Consider the following 16,662-nt stretch of genomic DNA (forward strand, 5'->3'; position numbering starts at 1 on the left):
TGTCAGACGATGACCGGATACGAGATCGACCACAGCCGCACGGGCATAAGCCGGGCCTGTTATCTGGATATCGGGCCCGAGCATCTGAACTATCACGGCATCCTGCATGGTGGGCTGGTGTCGATGCTGCTGGACGTAGCATGCGGCCAAACGGCTTCAGCCATGTTCTGCCCCGAGGACCCTGCACCCGTTGTGACGGTTGCACTGAATGTGCAATTCGTGTCCGCCGGGCGCGGAGGGCGCGTGACAGCCGTGGGCACCCCGGCGGGCAACGGGCGGTCTATGGCTTACGTGTCCGGCGAGCTTCGCAATGAGGACGGGGAGTTGCTGGCCATGGCGCAGGGTACGTTCAAACGCAGTGGCAAAAGGAAAGATCCGTGAGCCTGGCCTGGGTCGAGGATCAGGGCGATCGTTTGGTTGTGGTGAATGGCAACACTGCGAAACGCGGCGCGTTGTCACCCGAGCTTTATGATGCGATCACTTCAGCCGTGGAACAGGCAGCAGATAGCCGCATCCGCGCCATCATACTGACCAGCGAGGGGCCTTTCTTTTGCGCTGGTGGCGACTTGAACGTGCTGATCGAGCGACGCAAGCTGGGCGAAACCGAGCGCAGGGCGCGAGTGGATCTGCTCCATGATGTGGTGCGTGCAGTGCGCAGCAGTCCGGTACCGGTGATTGCTGCGGTCGAAGGGGGAGCTGCAGGTGCCGGGCTCTCGCTTGCCTTGGCGTGTGACCTGATCGTGGCGGCCGAGGGGACCAAATTCACAGCCGCTTATGTCAAGGCTGGGCTGGTGCCGGATGGGGGTCTGACCTCGGCTTTGGCGCGGACCGTTCCGCGGCCCCTGGCAATGGAGATGTGCTTGCTCGCCCGCCCGGTTGATGCATCGCGGATGGCTGCATTGGGTGTCGTAACCGATTTGGTTGAACCCGGAGAGGCGCTGGCCGTCGCACAGGAATTGGCGGACCGGTTGGCCGCAGGTCCAAGAGAGGCACAAAGTGTGATCCGAGGGCTGGTGAGCCAGGCCTTTGAGACGGCTGAGGCAAACCAGCTTGATGCCGAACGCGATGCGATGGCGCGGGCTGTGGCGGGGGACGAGGCAGGCGAGGGGATCTCGGCGTTCCTGGAGAAGCGCAAACCGCAATTCTGACGCGCTCGATGGGGGCGCAGCATGCTCGGCGACAGGGAGGGTCTTATGGGCAAATGGCATGATTTCCTGGAGGATCAGATCTCGGTCCGTCCTGATGCGATTGCTTTGACCGACAATGGCGGCGCGTGTTGGAGCTTTGCTGCCTTTGGTCAAGCAGTGTCAGATCTGGTGGCAGAGTTGCAGGTGCGTGGGGTACGGCCCTATGACCGGGTCATGATCGTGTGCGAAAACTGCTGCGCGGCCATAGCAGCGCTTTTTGCCTGTTCCCGGATCGGTGCCTGTGCGGTGCCGGTAAACGCCCGTCAGACGCAGGGCGAACTGATGCGGATCATCGAACATGCACGGCCTGCGGTGGTCTTGCTGACAACAGCGGCGTCACCGGACGCAACGCAACATGCGGGCAGGATGACGGCCGAGGCCTTGGTCGGGTCGTTCGGGCAGTTCCATGTGGCGGCTCCCTTTGCCAGCGCGCCGGATGCGGATTTGGATGATGTGGCTGTCATGCTCTTTACTACCGGTACGACGGGCACGCCCAAGGGGGTTATGCTGACCCATGACAATGTGCGGTTCGGGGGGATGACCTCGGCTAATTTGCGGGGAATGACGCGCGAAGATGTGGTCTATGGTGTTCTGCCGATCACCCATGTCTTTGGCCTGTGTTCAGTGGTGACGGCGGCCAGTTATGCGGGCGCACAGGTTCGGCTCGAGGCGCGGTTTTCTGCGGCCCGGCTATACGATCAGCTGCGCGATGGCGTGACCCTGTTTTCGGCAGTGCCGCAGATGCATGCGCTGTTGATGCAATACGCCAAAGAACAAGGTGTCGATGGGGTGCAGGACTGTGCGCTGCGTTACACCTCGTCCGGGGCGGCCCCTTTGGATCCGGCGTGGAAACGCAAGGCCGAGGCGTTCTATGGCGTGCCGATCCAGAACGGCTATGGCCTGACGGAAAGTACCGCAGGGGTCAGCGCGTCGAACAACGATCTGGGCGATCCCGACATCTCGGTCGGCAAGGCGCTGCCCGGGGTCAAGGTCCGGATCGACGAAACGGTCGAAGGCGGAAGTGACGGCATTGGCGAAGTGCTGACAGCGGGCCCGCATGTGATGAAGGGTTACTATCGCAATGCCGAGGCGACCGATGCCGCCTTGCAGGATGGTTGGTTGCGCACGGGTGATTTGGGGTATTTCGATGAGCACGGACGGCTCCATATTGCGGGCCGGTCCAAGGAGCTTATCATTCACGGTGGCTTTAACGTCTATCCTCCCGAGGTCGAGGCGGCCTTGAACGACCACCCGCAGGTGATTCAGTCGGCGGTGATCGGCTGCACTGTGGAGGGGGACGAACTGGTCTATGCTTTTGTGCAAGCCGCCAAGGGCGACTTGCCGGACGTTGAAGATCTAAAAGGCTTCGCCGCCGCGCGTTTGGCGGGCTACAAACGTCCATCGCGCATCGTTGTAGCCACCGAACTACCTGCGGCACCAACGGGCAAGATCCTCAAACATCGGTTGCTGGATCATTTCGCCGACCAGTTGGGATAAACGAGAGGGGGTGCTCCCGCGTCCGAGCAAACCTGACTGCGTCAGCTCTGCTAGCGGACTTGGGCCGGGCCTCGCTTCGCTCGGCAGGGGCGCGAAGACGACTCCGTTCAGTGTTAACCCAATCCTGGGCGTCTTGTCGCAACCGCGCCGCGCTGAAAGCGCGGCGCCGGGCCCAACGGGAGGAGGTTTTTCTGCCAAGAAAAACTGACGACGGGCGGGAGCATCTTGCCCCGCTTCGCGCCGCTTAGGCGTAGACGCCTTCAGCGGCCGCGCGCACCGCGCGGATGTTTTCGCCATAGACCTCCGGGTTCGAAACCGACCCGCCACGGAATACGGCAGAACCCGCAACCAGCACATCCGCACCCGCTTGCGCCACCAAGGGGGCGGTCTTGGGGTCGACGCCGCCGTCGATTTCGATGTGAACGGGACGGTCCCCGATCATCTCGCGCAACTGGCGAACCTTGCTGGTCATGTCGATGAACTTCTGTCCGCCAAAGCCGGGGTTCACGGTCATAACGCAAATCAGATCGGTCAGGTCCAGCAGATGGGCCACTGCCTCGGCCGGGGTGCCTGGGTTGAGCGCGACACCGGCTTTCATGCCCGCACCACGGATTGCCTGCAGAGTGCGATGGATGTGCGGGCCGGCTTCGATGTGGGCCGTCAGCACATCGGCGCCTGCGTCGGCATAGGCGTCGATGTAGGGATCAACCGGTGCGATCATCAGGTGTACGTCCATCACCGTTTTCACATGCGGGCGAAACGCTTTCACCGCCATCGGACCAAAAGTCAGGTTCGGCACGAAATGGCCGTCCATCACGTCCACATGCACCCAATCAGCGCCCTGCGCCTCGATGGCCTGGATCTCTTGGCCGAAGTTGGCGAAATCAGCCGACAGAATCGACGGAGCGATTTTGATGGAACGGTCAAAGGTCATGGTAGCACCTGCATCTAAATTGCCAGAGTGAGTCGGTGCGGATATATGCGCAAATTCGCCACAAGAACAGGGAGTGTTCGCGTTCCCGGTTTGATCCTGGGTTCCAGCCTCATTGATTTACAGCCGGAACAAGACGGTAGCTGAGAGTGCGCTAGCCGAGAGGATGACCTTCGGGCATCGATCATGGCGAGTGGCGACACGGCGTCAGTCCTTCAGGCGCCCTAACCTGATCTCAAGTCGCGTGCAGCGGCGTTTGTCATGGCGGACAGGTTCGTCACACCGCCCTTTTTCGCAGCCGGTCCGATCACGATCCGAACGAACATGTCCATACCGCTTGACCGTTTCCATCGGTTTAATGGCATCTTGGGCGGCCCACATTGGCGAGGGACGTGGGACCACCGCAACCCATTGCGGGTAATGACGATAACCCCGCTCAGAACACGCCGGACTTCAGCTATCGGCTTGCCATGGCTTTTCGGAAAGTCGGGCGGAGGACGCTCCATCTGTTCATCAGTCAGCCAGGCTGGAGTGCTGGTGACGTACCCCTGAACCTCAGGAGCTTGACACATGCAACCGAGACAGCGGCACCCAAACTCATGGGTCCAGAACCTGGGTGCAATTGAATGTCAGGGGTTCGCCGGGCGCGCAACCGATCGCGCACCTTGTCCGCTTCTGGCTCGTGCACGACATACGGCGTCCGGTCTTGATCCAGTTTGGCGGCAAACGGATCAACCATCCGGTTTTCTCAACATGCGTCACTCGGTCAAAATCAACGTTAATGCTACTTCTAGGTGCAATAGCTCGCCGATATGATTGTTTGACTGCCGAAGTGAATACCAAGGCAAGCTGCCGGACGCCCGTTACAAAACCTTCACCGCTTCGACACATACGTTTTGTCTTTGCCCCTTAGCCACCCGACATCAATCACTGGGGGTGGCTCGTGCTGCGGATCAACAAACTTACCAAACGCTTTGGCGCAAATACCGCTGTCGATGCGGCGACGCTGGATGTCGACAAGCCCTGCATGATCGGGATCATCGGACGCTCTGGTGCAGGTAAATCGACGCTCTTGCGCATGTTGAACCGCCTCGAAGAAACAACCGAGGGCACGATTACGTTTGAGGGGCGCGACGTGACCGCCCTCAAAGGCAAGGACAAGCGCGCCTGGCAGGCCGAATGCGCCATGATCTTTCAGCAGTTCAACCTGGTGCCACGTCTGGATGTGGTGTCGAACGTGCTGCACGGCACGCTCAACCAACGCTCGACGTTGTCGACCATGTTCAACCTCTTCCCCATGTCCGACATCCACAGGGCCATCGACATTCTTGATCGTTTGGGCATCGCCGAACACGCCCCCAAACGTGCCGAGGCGCTGTCAGGTGGTCAGCAGCAGCGTGTGGCCATCGCCCGCGCCCTGATGCAGGACCCCAAGATCATTCTAGCGGACGAGCCTATTGCCTCGCTGGATCCGATGAATGCTCAAGTGGTGATGCAGGCCCTGCGCCGCATCCACGAAGAAGACGGTCGCACGGTAATTGCCAACCTGCACACGCTGGACACTGCACGCCGCTATTGTGACCGCGTGGTCGGCATGCGCGACGGGCGCATCGTGTTCGACGGCTTGCCCGAGCAGCTGACCACCGGCGTAGCCCGCGAGATCTATGGCGCAGGTGCCGATTTCTCCGAGGCCGCGACCTCGACCGAGATCGACACGCTGGAAGCCGCTTCAACGGCAAACCCCGTCAAAGAAGCGGTCTGACCCGCACCAATCCCTTTCATCACCCGGGCCCGATGGGGGGTCGGGAAAACCTAACCGGAGAACCCAAAGATGAAAAAACTGATCGCAGCCCTCGTGGCAACCACAGCTCTGGCCGCACCGGCCCTGGCCGAAGACAACACCATCAGCGAATTCCGCATCGGCCTGCTGGGCGGCGAAAACGCCCAGGACCGTCTGAACAACAACGAGTGCCTGCGCGCCAAGACCGAGGAACTGCTGGGCGTTCCGACCAAGCTGTTTGCCCCTGCCGACTACAACGGCGTGATCCAGGGTCTGCTGGGCGGCACCATCGACATGGCATGGCTGGGCGCCTCGGGTTACGCCAAGACCTATCTGTCGGACCCCGAGGCAGTTGAGCCGATCCTGGTCAAGGTCAACACCGACGGCGGTTACGGCTACTACTCGATCGGTTTTGCCCGCAAGGACAGCGGCATCACGTCGATCGAAGACCTGAAAGACAAGACCTTTGGTTTTGGCGACCCGAACTCGACCTCTGGCTTCCTGATCCCCTCGATCGAGATCCCCGAAGTGACCGGCGCGACCATGACCTCGGGCGACTATTTTGGTGAGGTCAAGTTCACCGGAGGCCATGAGCAGACCATCGTTGCCGTGAACAACGGTGACGTGGACGGCGGTGTGACCTGGGCCGACGGTCTGGGTGACTGGGAAGACGGTTACCAGTCGGGCGCCCTGCGCCGCGCGGTTGATGCAGGCCTTGTTGACATGAACGACCTGGTGCAGATCTGGCAGTCCAAGCCGATCCCCGAAGGTCCGATCGTTCTGCGCAAAGCTCTGCCCGCAGACGTCAAAGTCAAGTTCACCGCTCTGATGGCCTCGCTGCCCGCAATGGACCCCGATTGCGCCTACGGCGTTCTGTCGGGTGAAGCCAAGGGTGTTCAGCCCATCGGTCATGACGCCTACGAAGTCATCATCGAAGCGCGCAAACTGAAGTCCAACTGATTTCAGCACAAAATGCGCGGGGCTCGGCATCAACGCCGGGCCCCGTTTTTGACGGGAGCATTCCAATGACAGACCTGAGTGCAGGGTCCCCTTCGGTCGCAGAAATTCGCGACGATTACTCCGCGCTGGTGCAGCGCAAACGGGTCTACGGTGGTATTCTCCTGATCCTGTTCATCAGCTTGATGGCGGCTGGGTTCCGTACGGCGGACGCCCGCAACGCAGGCTCGTTTGTAGACGGCTGGCGTCGCATCCTAGATTACCCGACCGAGGTGTTGAGCGAGGCCTGGGAAAAGGTCGCACTGCTGCCCGGTCACCTGGCTCATTTCATGCCGGCCCTGATCGAAACGCTGAACATCGCGGCGGCCTCGACCCTGATCGGGGCGGTGCTGGGGACGTTCCTGTCGTTGCTGGCCACGCGCGGCATGGCGCCTTGGCCTGCACTGATCCCGATCTTTCGCCGGATCAGCGACATCTGCCGGGCCATCCCCGAAATCGTGATCGCGCTTGTGTTGATCTTTGTTTTGGGCGGCGGACCTGTGCCCGCGATGATCGCCATTGCCATTCATACGGCCGGTGCTTTGGGCAAGCTGTTCTCGGAAGTGAACGAAAACGCCTCGCTCAAGCCTGTCGAGGGGCTGCAGTCGGTCGGCGCGTCCTGGGCGCAGCGGATGTATCTGGGCGTGATCCCGCAGGTTGGCCCGAACTATGTCAGCTATGCTTTGCTGCGGTTCGAGATCAACATCCGCGCCTCGGCCATCCTGGGTTTTGTTGGTGCCGGTGGCATCGGGTACGAACTGCGCAACTCGATGTCCTGGGGGCAGGGGCGCTATGATGAGGCCGCCGCGATCTTTGTCCTGCTGTTTGTCACAATCGTTCTGGTCGACCAACTCTCTGGCGTCCTGCGCAATCGCCTGACCCACGGAGCTGCATCATGAGCACATTTGCCACCAATCTGCCCATTGAGGCGCTCAAGGCTGAGGCCGACAAGATCTTTGTCCGCAAGCGCATCATGAACTTTGGTCTGCCGATTTTGGTGCTGCTGTATATGGTCTATGTGTTCTTCGCTTTCGACGTGCCGAGCCTTTATGAGAAAGCCAGTTGGAAGAACGGCAAGACGCTGGTTTCGGACAGCTACAGCTACAAGACCCACGTGACCCGCGACAACCGCAATGGTGAGGTTTCCGTCGCCATCGAAGGCGAGCGCAAGGGCGAATACCCCGAAGGATTGTCGCCTGAGTGGGTCGAGATGGGCGAGACCACGATTATCGACCTGGAAGATGGTTACATCGTGACCTTTGGTCCGGACGTGATCGAATTTGACATCCCCGACTATGGTGTGATCCGCGCAACCCCGGACCGCCGCAAAGGCGTTCAGGCTGAATTGCCCGCAGGGGACGTGCCCGATTGGATCAACCTGTCCAAGAACCGTCTTGCGGTGACCACGGATGCCGGCCGCCTGACTGTGACCCGAAACCGTGCCGAAGTGTTCCGCTATTTTACTGGCTGGGAGCTGTTCTGGTTCACACTCGACAGCCCTTACTATGGCAAGGGGCCGGGTGAATTGATGGGGCTGGCCTTTGCGGGCGAGGCGGGTGCGATCTGGAACGATTTCTGGACCAACAAGATGTGGCGACATCAAGACGTGGCCTGGGCGATCTTTGAAACGATCCTGATGGCATTCTTGGGCACGCTGGGGGCTGGTATCGTGGCATTGCCGCTCGCCTTTATGGCTGCGCGCAATTTCAACCCGCTGGGGCCGCTGCGCTTTGGCGTGCGTCGGGTGTTCGACTTTGTCCGCGGCGTGGACGCGCTGATCTGGACCGTGGTTCTGAGCCGCGCCTTTGGACCCGGCCCGATGACGGGTGCTCTGGCAATCCTGGTGACGGACACGGGCACCTTTGGCAAGATCTTCTCCGAGGCGCTGGAAAACGTCGACAAGAAACAGATCGAGGGCGTGCAGTCCACTGGCGCCAACGCACCGCAGCGCTATCGGTTCGGGGTGATCCCGCAGATTACACCGGTGCTGATCAGCCAATTGCTGTATTTCCTGGAATCCAACACCCGCAGCGCGACCATCATTGGCGCGATCACCGGGGGCGGTATCGGTCTGTTGCTGACGCAGGCGATCATCACCCAGAAGGACTGGGAAGAGGTTGCATACTACATCGTGCTGATCATCCTGATGGTGATGTTCATGGATTGGTTCTCGGGCTGGCTGCGCCGCAAGTTGATTTCGGGTGATTCCAAGAGACCGCGCAAGCGCAAGGCAGATCCCAAAGCTAAGCCTTTTGTGCTGCCCTGATGATATGAAGATGCGCCGCTGACAGGATAGCCCTGCCAGCGGCGTGATGCGTTTGAGAAAGACCCAAAGATGACCGAGCCGCGCCTGAAGGCTGATAGGCCCTTTATCCACACCGACTGCCAAATTCACGAGAGCCGGTTCGGCGCCTACGTCGAGATCGGCGCAGGCACGCGGCTGAACAACACGGTCTGGGGAGACTACTCCTACTGCGACCGGACATGCGACGTGGCCAACGCGCAGATCGGCAAATTTGCCAACATCGCGAGCTTTACCCGGATTGGGGCAACGGATCACCCGATGGAGAAGGCCTCGCTCCATCATTTCCACTATCGGTCGGCGGACTACTGGGCAGATGCCGAACATGATGCGGATTGGTTCGCACATCGCGCCAGTCGCATGGCGCAAATCGGTCATGACACCTGGATCGGCCATGCGGCCATCATCAAGCCCGAGGTGACCATTGGACATGGCGCGGTGATTGCGTCAGGTGCCGTGGTGACCAAGGATGTCGCCCCCTATACCATCGTCGCCGGGGTTGCCGCGACTGAGGTGCGTCGCCGGATCCCCGAACACGTGGCCGAGCGCATGATGGAACTGGCTTGGTGGGACTGGAGCCATGAGGTCCTGCGCGAACGTCTTGCTGACTTTCGCACGCTAAAGGCCGAGGCGTTCTTGGAGAAATACGCCTGAGCCATTCGGGTGCACTCCCGCGCCCGCGCTGATCCCGGCTTCGCCGAAATCGCTGGCGGCCTTGGGCCGGGCGCCTCGCCTTCGGCTCGGCGCGCCCGCGCTTGGGGCGATTGTTTTGCCATATACGCCAACCGCCGCGCGTAGCGCGGCCCGGCCCAACGGGAGGAGGGCATCTTTGATGCCCGATCGACGGGCGGGAGCGCTCCGCCTATGTTTCCCCTAGGGTCAACGTCACGTGATCGCCGGCAAACCAGGTGCGCCCAAACTCGATCGGACCCCCGTCAGGATCGACATTGACGCCCACCGATTGCATCACCGGCGCGCCTTCCGTCACGCGCAGATGCAAGGCCTGTGTTGCGCTGGCGCGACGGGCTGTCAGTCGGGTCCATTTGCGGGTGTAGTCCGGGATGCCGAGCCCTTGCAGTGCGCGGGTGACGGATTGGGTGTCTTCGAGGGCCTGCAGCATGTCGGGAAAGCGGTCGGCTGGGAATACGCTCTGGAATACTGCGATCGGCAGCCCATCCGCCAACGACAACCCATCGTAGACATGCACCGGATCGCCACCTGCCAGACACAGAGCTTCGGCCTCTTGCGTGTCCGCCACACGTGTCGTCAGCGCCAGGATCTGCTTGCCGGGGATCTTGCCGCCGGCTGAGATATTCTGGTGGTACCTAACCCGCTTGCCGATGGGGTACTCGGTCGGCCGCGCGGCGACAAACACGCCTGCCCCACGGCGGGCATGCACCAGCCCCTGTTCGGATAGATCTGCCAAAGCGCGTCTGACCGTATGGCGGTTCACGCCATGGGTGGCGGACAACTGCGCCTCGGTCGGCAGGCGGTCGCCGGTATCATAGCGCCCCTCGGCAATATCCGAGGTGAGGCTGGCGGCGATGGTTTTCCAGACGGGTGTGCGGCTCATGTCATCAAATCTTCACAAGATGCAGGATTGCAGGGCGACCCCTAAATCCGTATGATTTGTCTAGTTGTATAGTTGTTGTAGACAACTTCGCCAAGAGGCTAATATGGCAAATGACATGAAGACCGGCAATTCCGCCCGCAAGGCGTGGATGAGCCTTATGGCGTCGGCCCCCGAGGGGGCGATGATGGCGCTGTGGGGTGCGGTGGATAACCGCCCCGAATTCAACTGGCTGCGCGCGCCCGAAGTGGGCGGCGTCATGGTACGGGGCCGCATGGGCGGCACGGGTGCGCCATTCAATGTGGGTGAGATGACCGTGACTCGCTGCTCACTGGTTCTGAGCGATGGCACCGTCGGGCATGGCTATGTGCAAGGCCGCTCGAAACCCAAAGCCGAGGCCGCGGCGCTGATTGATGCGCTGATGCAGACAGACGCGGCTGACCGTGTGCAACGTACGGTCCTGACGCCTTTGGCCGAGCAAGTCACTGAGACCAAGACCAAACGCGCGGCCAAGGCGGCGGCGACCAAGGTCGAATTCTTCACCATGGTAAGGGGAGAGGATTGATGCAGGCGCAAGCAACCCAATTCGCAGGCGGTTTCACCAATGCGCCCGTCGATGCGGCCCATGCGTTCCGGGCCGCAATGACCGTCATGGCTCGCCCGGGTGAAATCCGCACGCTAACCGGCGCACAAGCACCGGCACCACTGTCTGAGGCGGCAGCGACTTTGCTGCTGACGCTTTGCGATCCAGAGACAAAAGTGCACCTGGCGGGCGAGGCTGATACACCCGAGGTGCGCGGTTGGCTGACTTTCCATACTGGTGCGCCTCTGGTCGATGCCGGAGAGGCGGATTTTGCCATCGGCACGTGGGAGTCGTTGATCCCGCTTGGAGCGTACAAGATCGGCACGTCCGAATATCCCGACCGCTCTGCAACCCTGATCGTGGAATGCACGGGCGTGACCCAAACAGGCGCCACCATGACCGGTCCGGGTATCAAGGAATCGGCGCAGCTGAGCTTGCCCGATGTCGAGGTACTGCGGACCAATGCGACGGCCTATCCCCTGGGGTTGGATTTCTTTTTCACCAGCGGCACCCAAGTCGCGGCCCTGCCGCGCAGCACGCAGATCTCAGAGGGCTAAGGCATGTATGTAGCTGTCAAAGGTGGCGAACGCGCCATCGAAAACGCCCACGCCTGGTTGGCCGAGGAACGGCGCGGCGACACATCCGTTGCGGAACTGTCCATCGCGCAGATCCGCGAACAGCTGAGTCTGGCGGTCAACCGCGTGATGGCCGAGGGCTCGCTGTTCGACCCCGACCTGGCGGCGCTGGCGATCAAGCAATCGCGGGGTGATCTGATCGAGGCGATCTTTCTGATCCGTGCCTACCGCACGACCCTGCCGCGGTTCGGGGCCAGCTTGCCAGTGGAAACGGGTGACATGGCCTGTGATCGCCGCATCTCGGCCACCTTCAAGGATGCGCCGGGCGGTCAGGTGCTGGGGCCGACCTTCGACTATACCCACCGTCTGCTGGATTTCAAACTGGCCGCCGAGGGCGAGGTTGCTCCTGCCGAACAAGGCATGCCGCGCGAAGAAGCGACGCCGCACATCACCGAGTTTCTACAAGGCGAGGATGTCATCCAGCGTGAACCCACCAGCGATGCGGTGCCGGGCGATCTGACCCGTGAACCGATGGAATTTCCCGCCAACCGCGCGTTGCGCCTGCAGTCGCTGACACGGGGGGATGAGGGGTTCATCCTTGGCATGGCCTATTCGACCCAACGCGGCTACGCCCGCAACCACGCCTTTGTGGGCGAGTTGCGGATCGGCAAGGTCGCGGTCGAGATGGAGATCCCCGAGCTGGGGTTTGCCATCGAGATTGGCGAGTTGGAGCTGACCGAATGTGAAACGGTGAACCAGTTCCAGGGCTCCAAAACCGAGCCGCCACAGTTCACGCGCGGCTATGGTCTGGTTTTTGGTCAGTCCGAGCGCAAATCCATCGCCATGGCCTTGGTCGACCGCGCGCTGCGGTGGGAAGAACTGGGTGAGGACAACCTGGGCGCGGCGGCGCAGGACGAGGAATTTGTGCTCAGCCATTCCGACAACATTCAAGCGACCGGGTTCCTAGAACACATCAAACTGCCGCACTACGTCGATTTCCAGTCCGAGCTCGAACTTGTGCGTAAGCTGCGCCGCGAGGCCGAGGAACGCACCGCCGGATATCAAGAGGCCGCGGAATGAAGGCTGTCGTCTTTGATATCGGCAATGTGCTGATCCGCTGGGATCCCTATCTGGCCTGGCTCGATGATCTGGGCAGCCGCAGTGCGGTGACCGAGTTTCTGACGCGGGTGGAATTCTTTGATCGAAACCTGCGGGCTGATGGGGGCGAAACCTTTGCCGATCTGGCGGCGGAGTTGGACAACGCCGAGGATCAGCGCCGCCTGAGCGCATATGTCGAACGCTACGCCGCCACGGTGCCCGACAAGATCGAGGGCACCTGGCAATTGCTCTACCGGCTCAAGGAACAGGGCAGGCAGGTGCATGCAATCACCAACTGGTCGGCCGAAACCTGGCCTGTTGGCGTCGGTACGCATCCGGAATTGGGCGAGGTTTTTGATGTCACGGTGGTGTCTGGGCAAGAGAAGCTGCTCAAGCCGCAACCGGAAATCTTCCACCGCCTGTGCGAACGCGCGGGACTGACGCCACAAGACTGCATCTTTGTCGATGACACCCTGAAAAACGTCGAGGGCGCGCGCGCCGTCGGCATGGACGCCATTCATTTCACCACGCCTCAGGCGTTTGAGGCGGCTTTGAATGAAAGAGATTTGCTATGAGCGAATACAATTTTGCTTACCTGGATGAGCAGACCAAGCGGATGATCCGCCGAGCCATCCTCAAAGGTTTGGCAGTGCCTGGCTATCAGGTTCCCTTTGCCAGCCGCGAAATGCCAATGCCCTATGGTTGGGGCACAGGGGGCGTGCAGGTGTCGGCGGCGACGCTGACGCCAGAGGATACGTTCAAGGTGATTGACCAAGGAGCGGATGACACCACCAACGCGGTCTCGATCCGCAAGTTCTTTGAGAACACCGCAGGCGTGGCCGTGACCGAAGAGACCGAGAAAGCCACCGTCATTCAGACCCGCCACCGCATCCCCGAGGCCGAGCTGACCGAGGATCAGATCCTGGTCTATCAGGTGCCGATCCCCGAGCCGCTGCGCTTTCTGGAACCGCGCGAGACCGAGACCCGCAAGATGCACAGTCTTGAGGAATACGGGCTGATGCATGTGAAGCTCTACGAAGACATCAGCCAGCATGGCGACATCGCGACCTCATACGCTTATCCGGTGATGGTGCAGGACCGTTATGTGATGGACCCATCCCCCATTCCCAAGTTCGACAATCCCAAACTGGAAATGTCGGCAATCCAGCTGTTTGGCGCGGGTCGTGAACAACGGATCTATGCGGTACCGCCACACACCAAGGTGGTGAGCCTGGATTTCGAGGACTACCCGTTTGAGGCCACCAAGGCAGATCACGCCTGTGATCTGTGCGGGGCCGAGAACAGCTATCTGGACGAGGTGATCCTGGATGACGCAGGCAACCGGATGTTTGTCTGCTCGGACACCGATTTTTGCCGCTCGCGCCGCGCGGCGGGCCACGTGGGCCGACTGGGTACGGAGGATGCAGCATGACACCGTTGTTGCAAGTCAAGGGCATCGAAAAACGCTATGGCGCGCGGATCGGGTGCAAGGATGTGAGCTTTGACCTCTACCCCGGCGAGGTGATGGGGATTGTGGGCGAAAGTGGTTCGGGCAAGTCGACCTTGCTCAACTGTCTGGCGGGCCATCTGGATTCGGACGCAGGGCAGGTCATCTTTGACACCCGCGCCGATGGGCCGGTGGACACGCTGCAAATGTCCGAGCCCGAGCGTCGGATGTTGGGCCGCACCGATTGGGCCTTTGTCCATCAGCACGCCCGCGACGGGCTGCGCATGTCGGTCAGCGCCGGTGGCAACATCGGTGAGCGGCTGATGGCCGTGGGCGACCGCCACTATGGCAACATTCGCGACACTGCCATCGACTGGCTGGGTCGGGTCGAGATTTCTGAGGCCCGCGTTGACGACCGCCCGACCGCGTTTTCCGGCGGGATGCAGCAGCGGTTGCAGATCGCCCGCAACCTGGTGACCGGTCCGCGGCTGGTTTTCATGGACGAACCCACCGGGGGCCTCGATGTCTCGGTCCAGGCGCGACTGCTCGATCTGCTGCGTGGCCTGGTGCGCGAGATGGGGCTGAGCGCCATCATCGTGACCCATGATCTGGCTGTGGTGCGCCTGTTGGCGGACCGGCTGATGGTGATGAAAGACGGACATGTGGTCGAGGCTGGTCTGACAGATCAGGTGCTGGACGACCCACAACATGCCTACACGCAGCTGCTGGTTTCCAGCGTTCTGCAAGTGTGAGGGGCGAGAGAGATGATTGAACTCGATAACGTAAGCAAGAGCTTTACCCTGCATAACCAAGGCAGCGCGGTCATTCCGGTGATGGAGCGCGCGACTCTGAAGGTGAACCCCGGCGAATGTGTGGCTCTGACCGGAGCCTCGGGCGCGGGCAAGTCCACGCTGATGCGGGTGATCTATGGCAACTATCTGGCGGCCTCGGGGCGTGTTATGGTGGGGGGCTTGGATGTGGCCCAGGCCGAGCCACGTGATATCCTCGCGCTGCGGCGTGAAACTTTGGGCTATGTCAGCCAGTTCCTGCGCGTGGTGCCGCGTGTGCCAACGCTCGAGGTGGTGGCCGAGCCGCTACTGGCGGTAGGCGTCGATAAGGCCGAGGCCCTTGAGAAGGCCGCAGGCCTGTTGGCGCGTCTGAACATCCCCGAGCGCCTTTGGACCCTCAGCCCCACCACCTTTTCGGGTGGTGAACAGCAGCGTGTGAACATCGCCCGCGGCTTTGCCCATGAATACCCGGCGATGCTGCTTGATGAACCCACCGCCAGCCTGGACGCAACCAACCGAGAAACCGTGCTGTCCCTGATCGAAGAGGCCAAGGCGCGCGGCACCGCCATCGTCGGTATCTTTCACGATATCGAGGCGCGTCAGCGGGTCTGCGACCACGAGGTCAACGTCTCGCACTTCACACCGGAGGCCGCATGACACTGGCAACCGTCATAGCCGTCGTCGGGCCGTCCGGCGTTGGCAAGGACAGCGTGATGGAGGCGCTCGCGGCACGCGGCGATGGCCTGCAATTGGTGCGCAGGGTCATCACCCGGCCGCTGGGCGAAGAGGGCGAGACGTTCACCCGGGCCAATGACACTGAATTTGACACCGCTCTGGCTGCTGGTGATTTTCTGTTGTACTGGACAGCTCACGGTCTGCGGTATGGCATCCCGGTGACGATCCACGAGCAACGGCGCGCGGCGCGTGGGCTGTTGGTGAACTTGTCGCGTTCTGTCCTGTTGGATGCGCAGGAGTTGTTCGATGACTTTGCCGTCGTGTCCCTCACGGCCTCCCCCGAGGTTCTGGCGGCCCGGCTCGACAGCCGCGCCCGCGAGAGTGTCGAGGACCGGCAACGCCGACTGGACCGCGCGCGCCTGAAACTGCCCGAAGGGCTGCGCCGGGTGATCGAGGTCGACAACTCCGGCGCCTTGGATCAGACGGTCGAGACGATCCTGTCGCGGCTTCAGCGGGAAAGCGCGTAACGATGGATCATCTGGAACCGGCCATCGCTGCGTTCGCCCACAAGCGCCAGATCGCTGATGACAAAGGGTTTGGGCAACATCGGGGTCAGTACCTGCTCCAATGCGTCCTGAACGCCGGGCAGTTCAGGCTTGGGCAGTTTGCCGGTCAGGGTGATGTGAAAGCGGAACTCGTCCATCACATACGGGTAGCCCCATTGCAGCAGGTTCGCCTCTTGCGTGGGGCTCAGACCTGCCGCGCGGCGCCGTTCCAGCTCTTCAGGCGGGGCAGGGGCACGAAAGCTGTCCAGACCGCGCACAGCTTGGGCCGCCAGTTCCCCCAGCTCGCTGGTGTTGCCCATCGGGCGCAGCGCCAGAAACCGACCCAACCGCGCCAGTTCCAACCCGTCCAACCAAACGGGGCCAAGCGCATCGGCCAATTCGCCGCAGGCGCGCTCCAGCGCCCCGGCGGTCTGTCCCTCGGCCAGTCGGAACGGCGGTTTGATGGTCCCATGCAACCCGTATTTGTGTGGCGTCGCCGTGATCCGGGGCACATCCAGCCCTGCAAGGTCGGGATGGGCCACCGTCTCACCGGTTTCCATGTCCCAACCCAACCAGCTGGCTCCAAACCGGGTCCACTCCGCGTCGGCGGGTGGCGCAAAATAGATCGCGTATCGCGAGAATGTCACATTGGCCTCCTATGTCGTGGCCTTCCCAATAGCTCAAACCA

Annotated in this window: 19 protein-coding genes and 1 pseudogene; 16 read left to right on the forward strand and 4 right to left on the reverse strand. The window is 61.5% G+C overall.

The annotated features are described in order from the left end of the window. Nucleotides 1-9: 9 nt before the first annotated feature. The 3 genes from TRL7639_RS03585 to TRL7639_RS03595 are packed head-to-tail and all read left to right on the forward strand — an operon-like array spanning nt 10 to nt 2,684. A complete protein-coding gene (locus TRL7639_RS03585) occupies nt 10-381 on the forward strand; it encodes a PaaI family thioesterase (RefSeq protein ID WP_235820247.1) in 372 nt (123 codons plus the stop codon). Then, the gene (locus TRL7639_RS03590) at nt 378-1,148 is read left to right on the forward strand and encodes an oxepin-CoA hydrolase, alternative type (protein ID WP_085794408.1); all 771 of its coding nucleotides are present in this window, start codon (nt 378-380) and stop codon (nt 1,146-1,148) included. Before TRL7639_RS03585 ends, TRL7639_RS03590 begins: the two co-directional genes overlap by 4 nt. A gap of 45 nt (nt 1,149-1,193) precedes the next feature. After that, a complete protein-coding gene (locus TRL7639_RS03595; RefSeq protein ID WP_085794409.1) occupies nt 1,194-2,684 on the forward strand; it encodes a class I adenylate-forming enzyme family protein in 1,491 nt (496 codons plus the stop codon). A gap of 244 nt (nt 2,685-2,928) precedes the next feature. Here TRL7639_RS03595 and rpe read toward each other — a convergent pair whose 3' ends face one another. Together rpe and TRL7639_RS23605 are read right to left on the reverse strand one after the other, a co-directional pair. Beyond that, nucleotides 2,929-3,618, reverse strand: a complete 690-nt coding sequence (gene rpe / locus TRL7639_RS03600) for a ribulose-phosphate 3-epimerase (protein ID WP_085794410.1) — start codon at nt 3,616-3,618, stop codon at nt 2,929-2,931. A 287-nt stretch (nt 3,619-3,905) separates the two neighbouring features. Further along, nucleotides 3,906-4,187, reverse strand: a pseudogene (locus TRL7639_RS23605) (transposase); the annotation flags it as partial. A 371-nt stretch (nt 4,188-4,558) separates the two neighbouring features. Between TRL7639_RS23605 and phnC the strand changes: the two are divergent. From phnC to TRL7639_RS03630, 5 genes are all read left to right on the forward strand, one after another. Then, entirely contained in the window at nt 4,559-5,377 is an 819-nt protein-coding gene (gene phnC / locus TRL7639_RS03610; protein ID WP_085794411.1) for a phosphonate ABC transporter ATP-binding protein, read from the forward strand. Nucleotides 5,378-5,446: 69 nt separating this feature from the next. Next, nucleotides 5,447-6,355, forward strand: coding sequence for a phosphonate ABC transporter substrate-binding protein (gene phnD / locus TRL7639_RS03615; protein WP_085794412.1), 909 nt, complete (start codon nt 5,447-5,449; stop codon nt 6,353-6,355). Nucleotides 6,356-6,420: 65 nt separating this feature from the next. Continuing rightward, nucleotides 6,421-7,290: a phosphonate ABC transporter, permease protein PhnE gene (gene phnE / locus TRL7639_RS03620; RefSeq protein WP_085794413.1), complete on the forward strand. Its 870-nt coding sequence runs from the start codon at nt 6,421-6,423 to the stop codon at nt 7,288-7,290. Beyond that, the gene (gene phnE / locus TRL7639_RS03625; protein ID WP_085794414.1) at nt 7,287-8,657 is read left to right on the forward strand and encodes a phosphonate ABC transporter, permease protein PhnE; all 1,371 of its coding nucleotides are present in this window, start codon (nt 7,287-7,289) and stop codon (nt 8,655-8,657) included. Before phnE (TRL7639_RS03620) ends, phnE (TRL7639_RS03625) begins: the two co-directional genes overlap by 4 nt. A gap of 69 nt (nt 8,658-8,726) precedes the next feature. Further along, a complete protein-coding gene (locus TRL7639_RS03630; RefSeq protein ID WP_085794415.1) occupies nt 8,727-9,347 on the forward strand; it encodes an LbetaH domain-containing protein in 621 nt (206 codons plus the stop codon). A 208-nt stretch (nt 9,348-9,555) separates the two neighbouring features. Here TRL7639_RS03630 and phnF read toward each other — a convergent pair whose 3' ends face one another. Then, a complete protein-coding gene (gene phnF / locus TRL7639_RS03635) occupies nt 9,556-10,266 on the reverse strand; it encodes a phosphonate metabolism transcriptional regulator PhnF (RefSeq protein WP_085794416.1) in 711 nt (236 codons plus the stop codon). A 103-nt stretch (nt 10,267-10,369) separates the two neighbouring features. On the opposite strand from phnF, the gene phnG reads away from it, so the two are divergent. Genes phnG through TRL7639_RS03675 form a run of 8 tightly spaced genes read left to right on the forward strand, consistent with a single transcriptional unit; the run spans nt 10,370 to nt 15,956 of the window. Next, entirely contained in the window at nt 10,370-10,828 is a 459-nt protein-coding gene (phnG, locus tag TRL7639_RS03640; protein WP_235820249.1) for a phosphonate C-P lyase system protein PhnG, read from the forward strand. After that, a complete protein-coding gene (phnH, locus tag TRL7639_RS03645; RefSeq protein ID WP_085794418.1) occupies nt 10,828-11,403 on the forward strand; it encodes a phosphonate C-P lyase system protein PhnH in 576 nt (191 codons plus the stop codon). Before phnG ends, phnH begins: the two co-directional genes overlap by 1 nt. A gap of 3 nt (nt 11,404-11,406) precedes the next feature. Then, a complete protein-coding gene (locus tag TRL7639_RS03650) occupies nt 11,407-12,501 on the forward strand; it encodes a carbon-phosphorus lyase complex subunit (protein ID WP_085794419.1) in 1,095 nt (364 codons plus the stop codon). After that, the gene (locus TRL7639_RS03655) at nt 12,498-13,094 is read left to right on the forward strand and encodes an HAD family hydrolase (protein ID WP_085794420.1); all 597 of its coding nucleotides are present in this window, start codon (nt 12,498-12,500) and stop codon (nt 13,092-13,094) included. The genes TRL7639_RS03650 and TRL7639_RS03655 overlap by 4 nt, the downstream gene beginning before the upstream one ends. Beyond that, nucleotides 13,091-13,951 (forward strand): alpha-D-ribose 1-methylphosphonate 5-phosphate C-P-lyase PhnJ, encoded by an 861-nt coding sequence (locus tag TRL7639_RS03660; RefSeq protein ID WP_085794421.1) that lies wholly within the window; start codon nt 13,091-13,093, stop codon nt 13,949-13,951. Before TRL7639_RS03655 ends, TRL7639_RS03660 begins: the two co-directional genes overlap by 4 nt. Further along, nucleotides 13,948-14,718, forward strand: coding sequence for a phosphonate C-P lyase system protein PhnK (gene phnK, locus TRL7639_RS03665; RefSeq protein WP_085794422.1), 771 nt, complete (start codon nt 13,948-13,950; stop codon nt 14,716-14,718). The genes TRL7639_RS03660 and phnK overlap by 4 nt, the downstream gene beginning before the upstream one ends. Before the next feature lie 12 nt (nt 14,719-14,730). After that, nucleotides 14,731-15,411, forward strand: coding sequence for a phosphonate C-P lyase system protein PhnL (gene phnL, locus TRL7639_RS03670; RefSeq protein ID WP_085794423.1), 681 nt, complete (start codon nt 14,731-14,733; stop codon nt 15,409-15,411). Continuing rightward, nucleotides 15,408-15,956, forward strand: coding sequence for a ribose 1,5-bisphosphate phosphokinase PhnN (locus TRL7639_RS03675; RefSeq protein ID WP_085794424.1), 549 nt, complete (start codon nt 15,408-15,410; stop codon nt 15,954-15,956). The genes phnL and TRL7639_RS03675 overlap by 4 nt, the downstream gene beginning before the upstream one ends. Here the strand turns inward: TRL7639_RS03675 and TRL7639_RS03680 are convergent. Continuing rightward, nucleotides 15,938-16,621: a DUF1045 domain-containing protein gene (locus TRL7639_RS03680; RefSeq protein ID WP_085794425.1), complete on the reverse strand. Its 684-nt coding sequence runs from the start codon at nt 16,619-16,621 to the stop codon at nt 15,938-15,940. The two genes, TRL7639_RS03675 and TRL7639_RS03680, sit on opposite strands and share 19 nt — an antisense overlap. Nucleotides 16,622-16,662 lie beyond the last annotated feature (41 nt).

This window comes from Falsiruegeria litorea R37 (assembly GCF_900172225.1).
Lineage (GTDB): Bacteria > Pseudomonadota > Alphaproteobacteria > Rhodobacterales > Rhodobacteraceae > Falsiruegeria > Falsiruegeria litorea.

What these genes read in the sequence shown, in the direction of transcription:
- TRL7639_RS03585 (WP_235820247.1), top strand. Translation starts at nt 10, where the DNA reads ATGACCGGATACGAGATCGACCACAGCCGCACGGGCATAAGCCGGGCC.
- TRL7639_RS03595 (WP_085794409.1), top strand. Translation starts at nt 1,194, where the DNA reads ATGGGCAAATGGCATGATTTCCTGGAGGATCAGATCTCGGTCCGTCCT.
- rpe (WP_085794410.1), bottom strand. Translation starts at nt 3,618, where the DNA reads ATGACCTTTGACCGTTCCATCAAAATCGCTCCGTCGATTCTGTCGGCT.
- phnD (WP_085794412.1), top strand. Translation starts at nt 5,447, where the DNA reads ATGAAAAAACTGATCGCAGCCCTCGTGGCAACCACAGCTCTGGCCGCA.
- phnE (WP_085794413.1), top strand. Translation starts at nt 6,421, where the DNA reads ATGACAGACCTGAGTGCAGGGTCCCCTTCGGTCGCAGAAATTCGCGAC.
- phnE (WP_085794414.1), top strand. Translation starts at nt 7,287, where the DNA reads ATGAGCACATTTGCCACCAATCTGCCCATTGAGGCGCTCAAGGCTGAG.
- TRL7639_RS03630 (WP_085794415.1), top strand. Translation starts at nt 8,727, where the DNA reads ATGACCGAGCCGCGCCTGAAGGCTGATAGGCCCTTTATCCACACCGAC.
- phnF (WP_085794416.1), bottom strand. Translation starts at nt 10,266, where the DNA reads ATGAGCCGCACACCCGTCTGGAAAACCATCGCCGCCAGCCTCACCTCG.
- phnG (WP_235820249.1), top strand. Translation starts at nt 10,370, where the DNA reads ATGGCAAATGACATGAAGACCGGCAATTCCGCCCGCAAGGCGTGGATG.
- phnH (WP_085794418.1), top strand. Translation starts at nt 10,828, where the DNA reads ATGCAGGCGCAAGCAACCCAATTCGCAGGCGGTTTCACCAATGCGCCC.
- TRL7639_RS03650 (WP_085794419.1), top strand. Translation starts at nt 11,407, where the DNA reads ATGTATGTAGCTGTCAAAGGTGGCGAACGCGCCATCGAAAACGCCCAC.
- TRL7639_RS03655 (WP_085794420.1), top strand. Translation starts at nt 12,498, where the DNA reads ATGAAGGCTGTCGTCTTTGATATCGGCAATGTGCTGATCCGCTGGGAT.
- TRL7639_RS03660 (WP_085794421.1), top strand. Translation starts at nt 13,091, where the DNA reads ATGAGCGAATACAATTTTGCTTACCTGGATGAGCAGACCAAGCGGATG.
- phnK (WP_085794422.1), top strand. Translation starts at nt 13,948, where the DNA reads ATGACACCGTTGTTGCAAGTCAAGGGCATCGAAAAACGCTATGGCGCG.
- phnL (WP_085794423.1), top strand. Translation starts at nt 14,731, where the DNA reads ATGATTGAACTCGATAACGTAAGCAAGAGCTTTACCCTGCATAACCAA.
- TRL7639_RS03675 (WP_085794424.1), top strand. Translation starts at nt 15,408, where the DNA reads ATGACACTGGCAACCGTCATAGCCGTCGTCGGGCCGTCCGGCGTTGGC.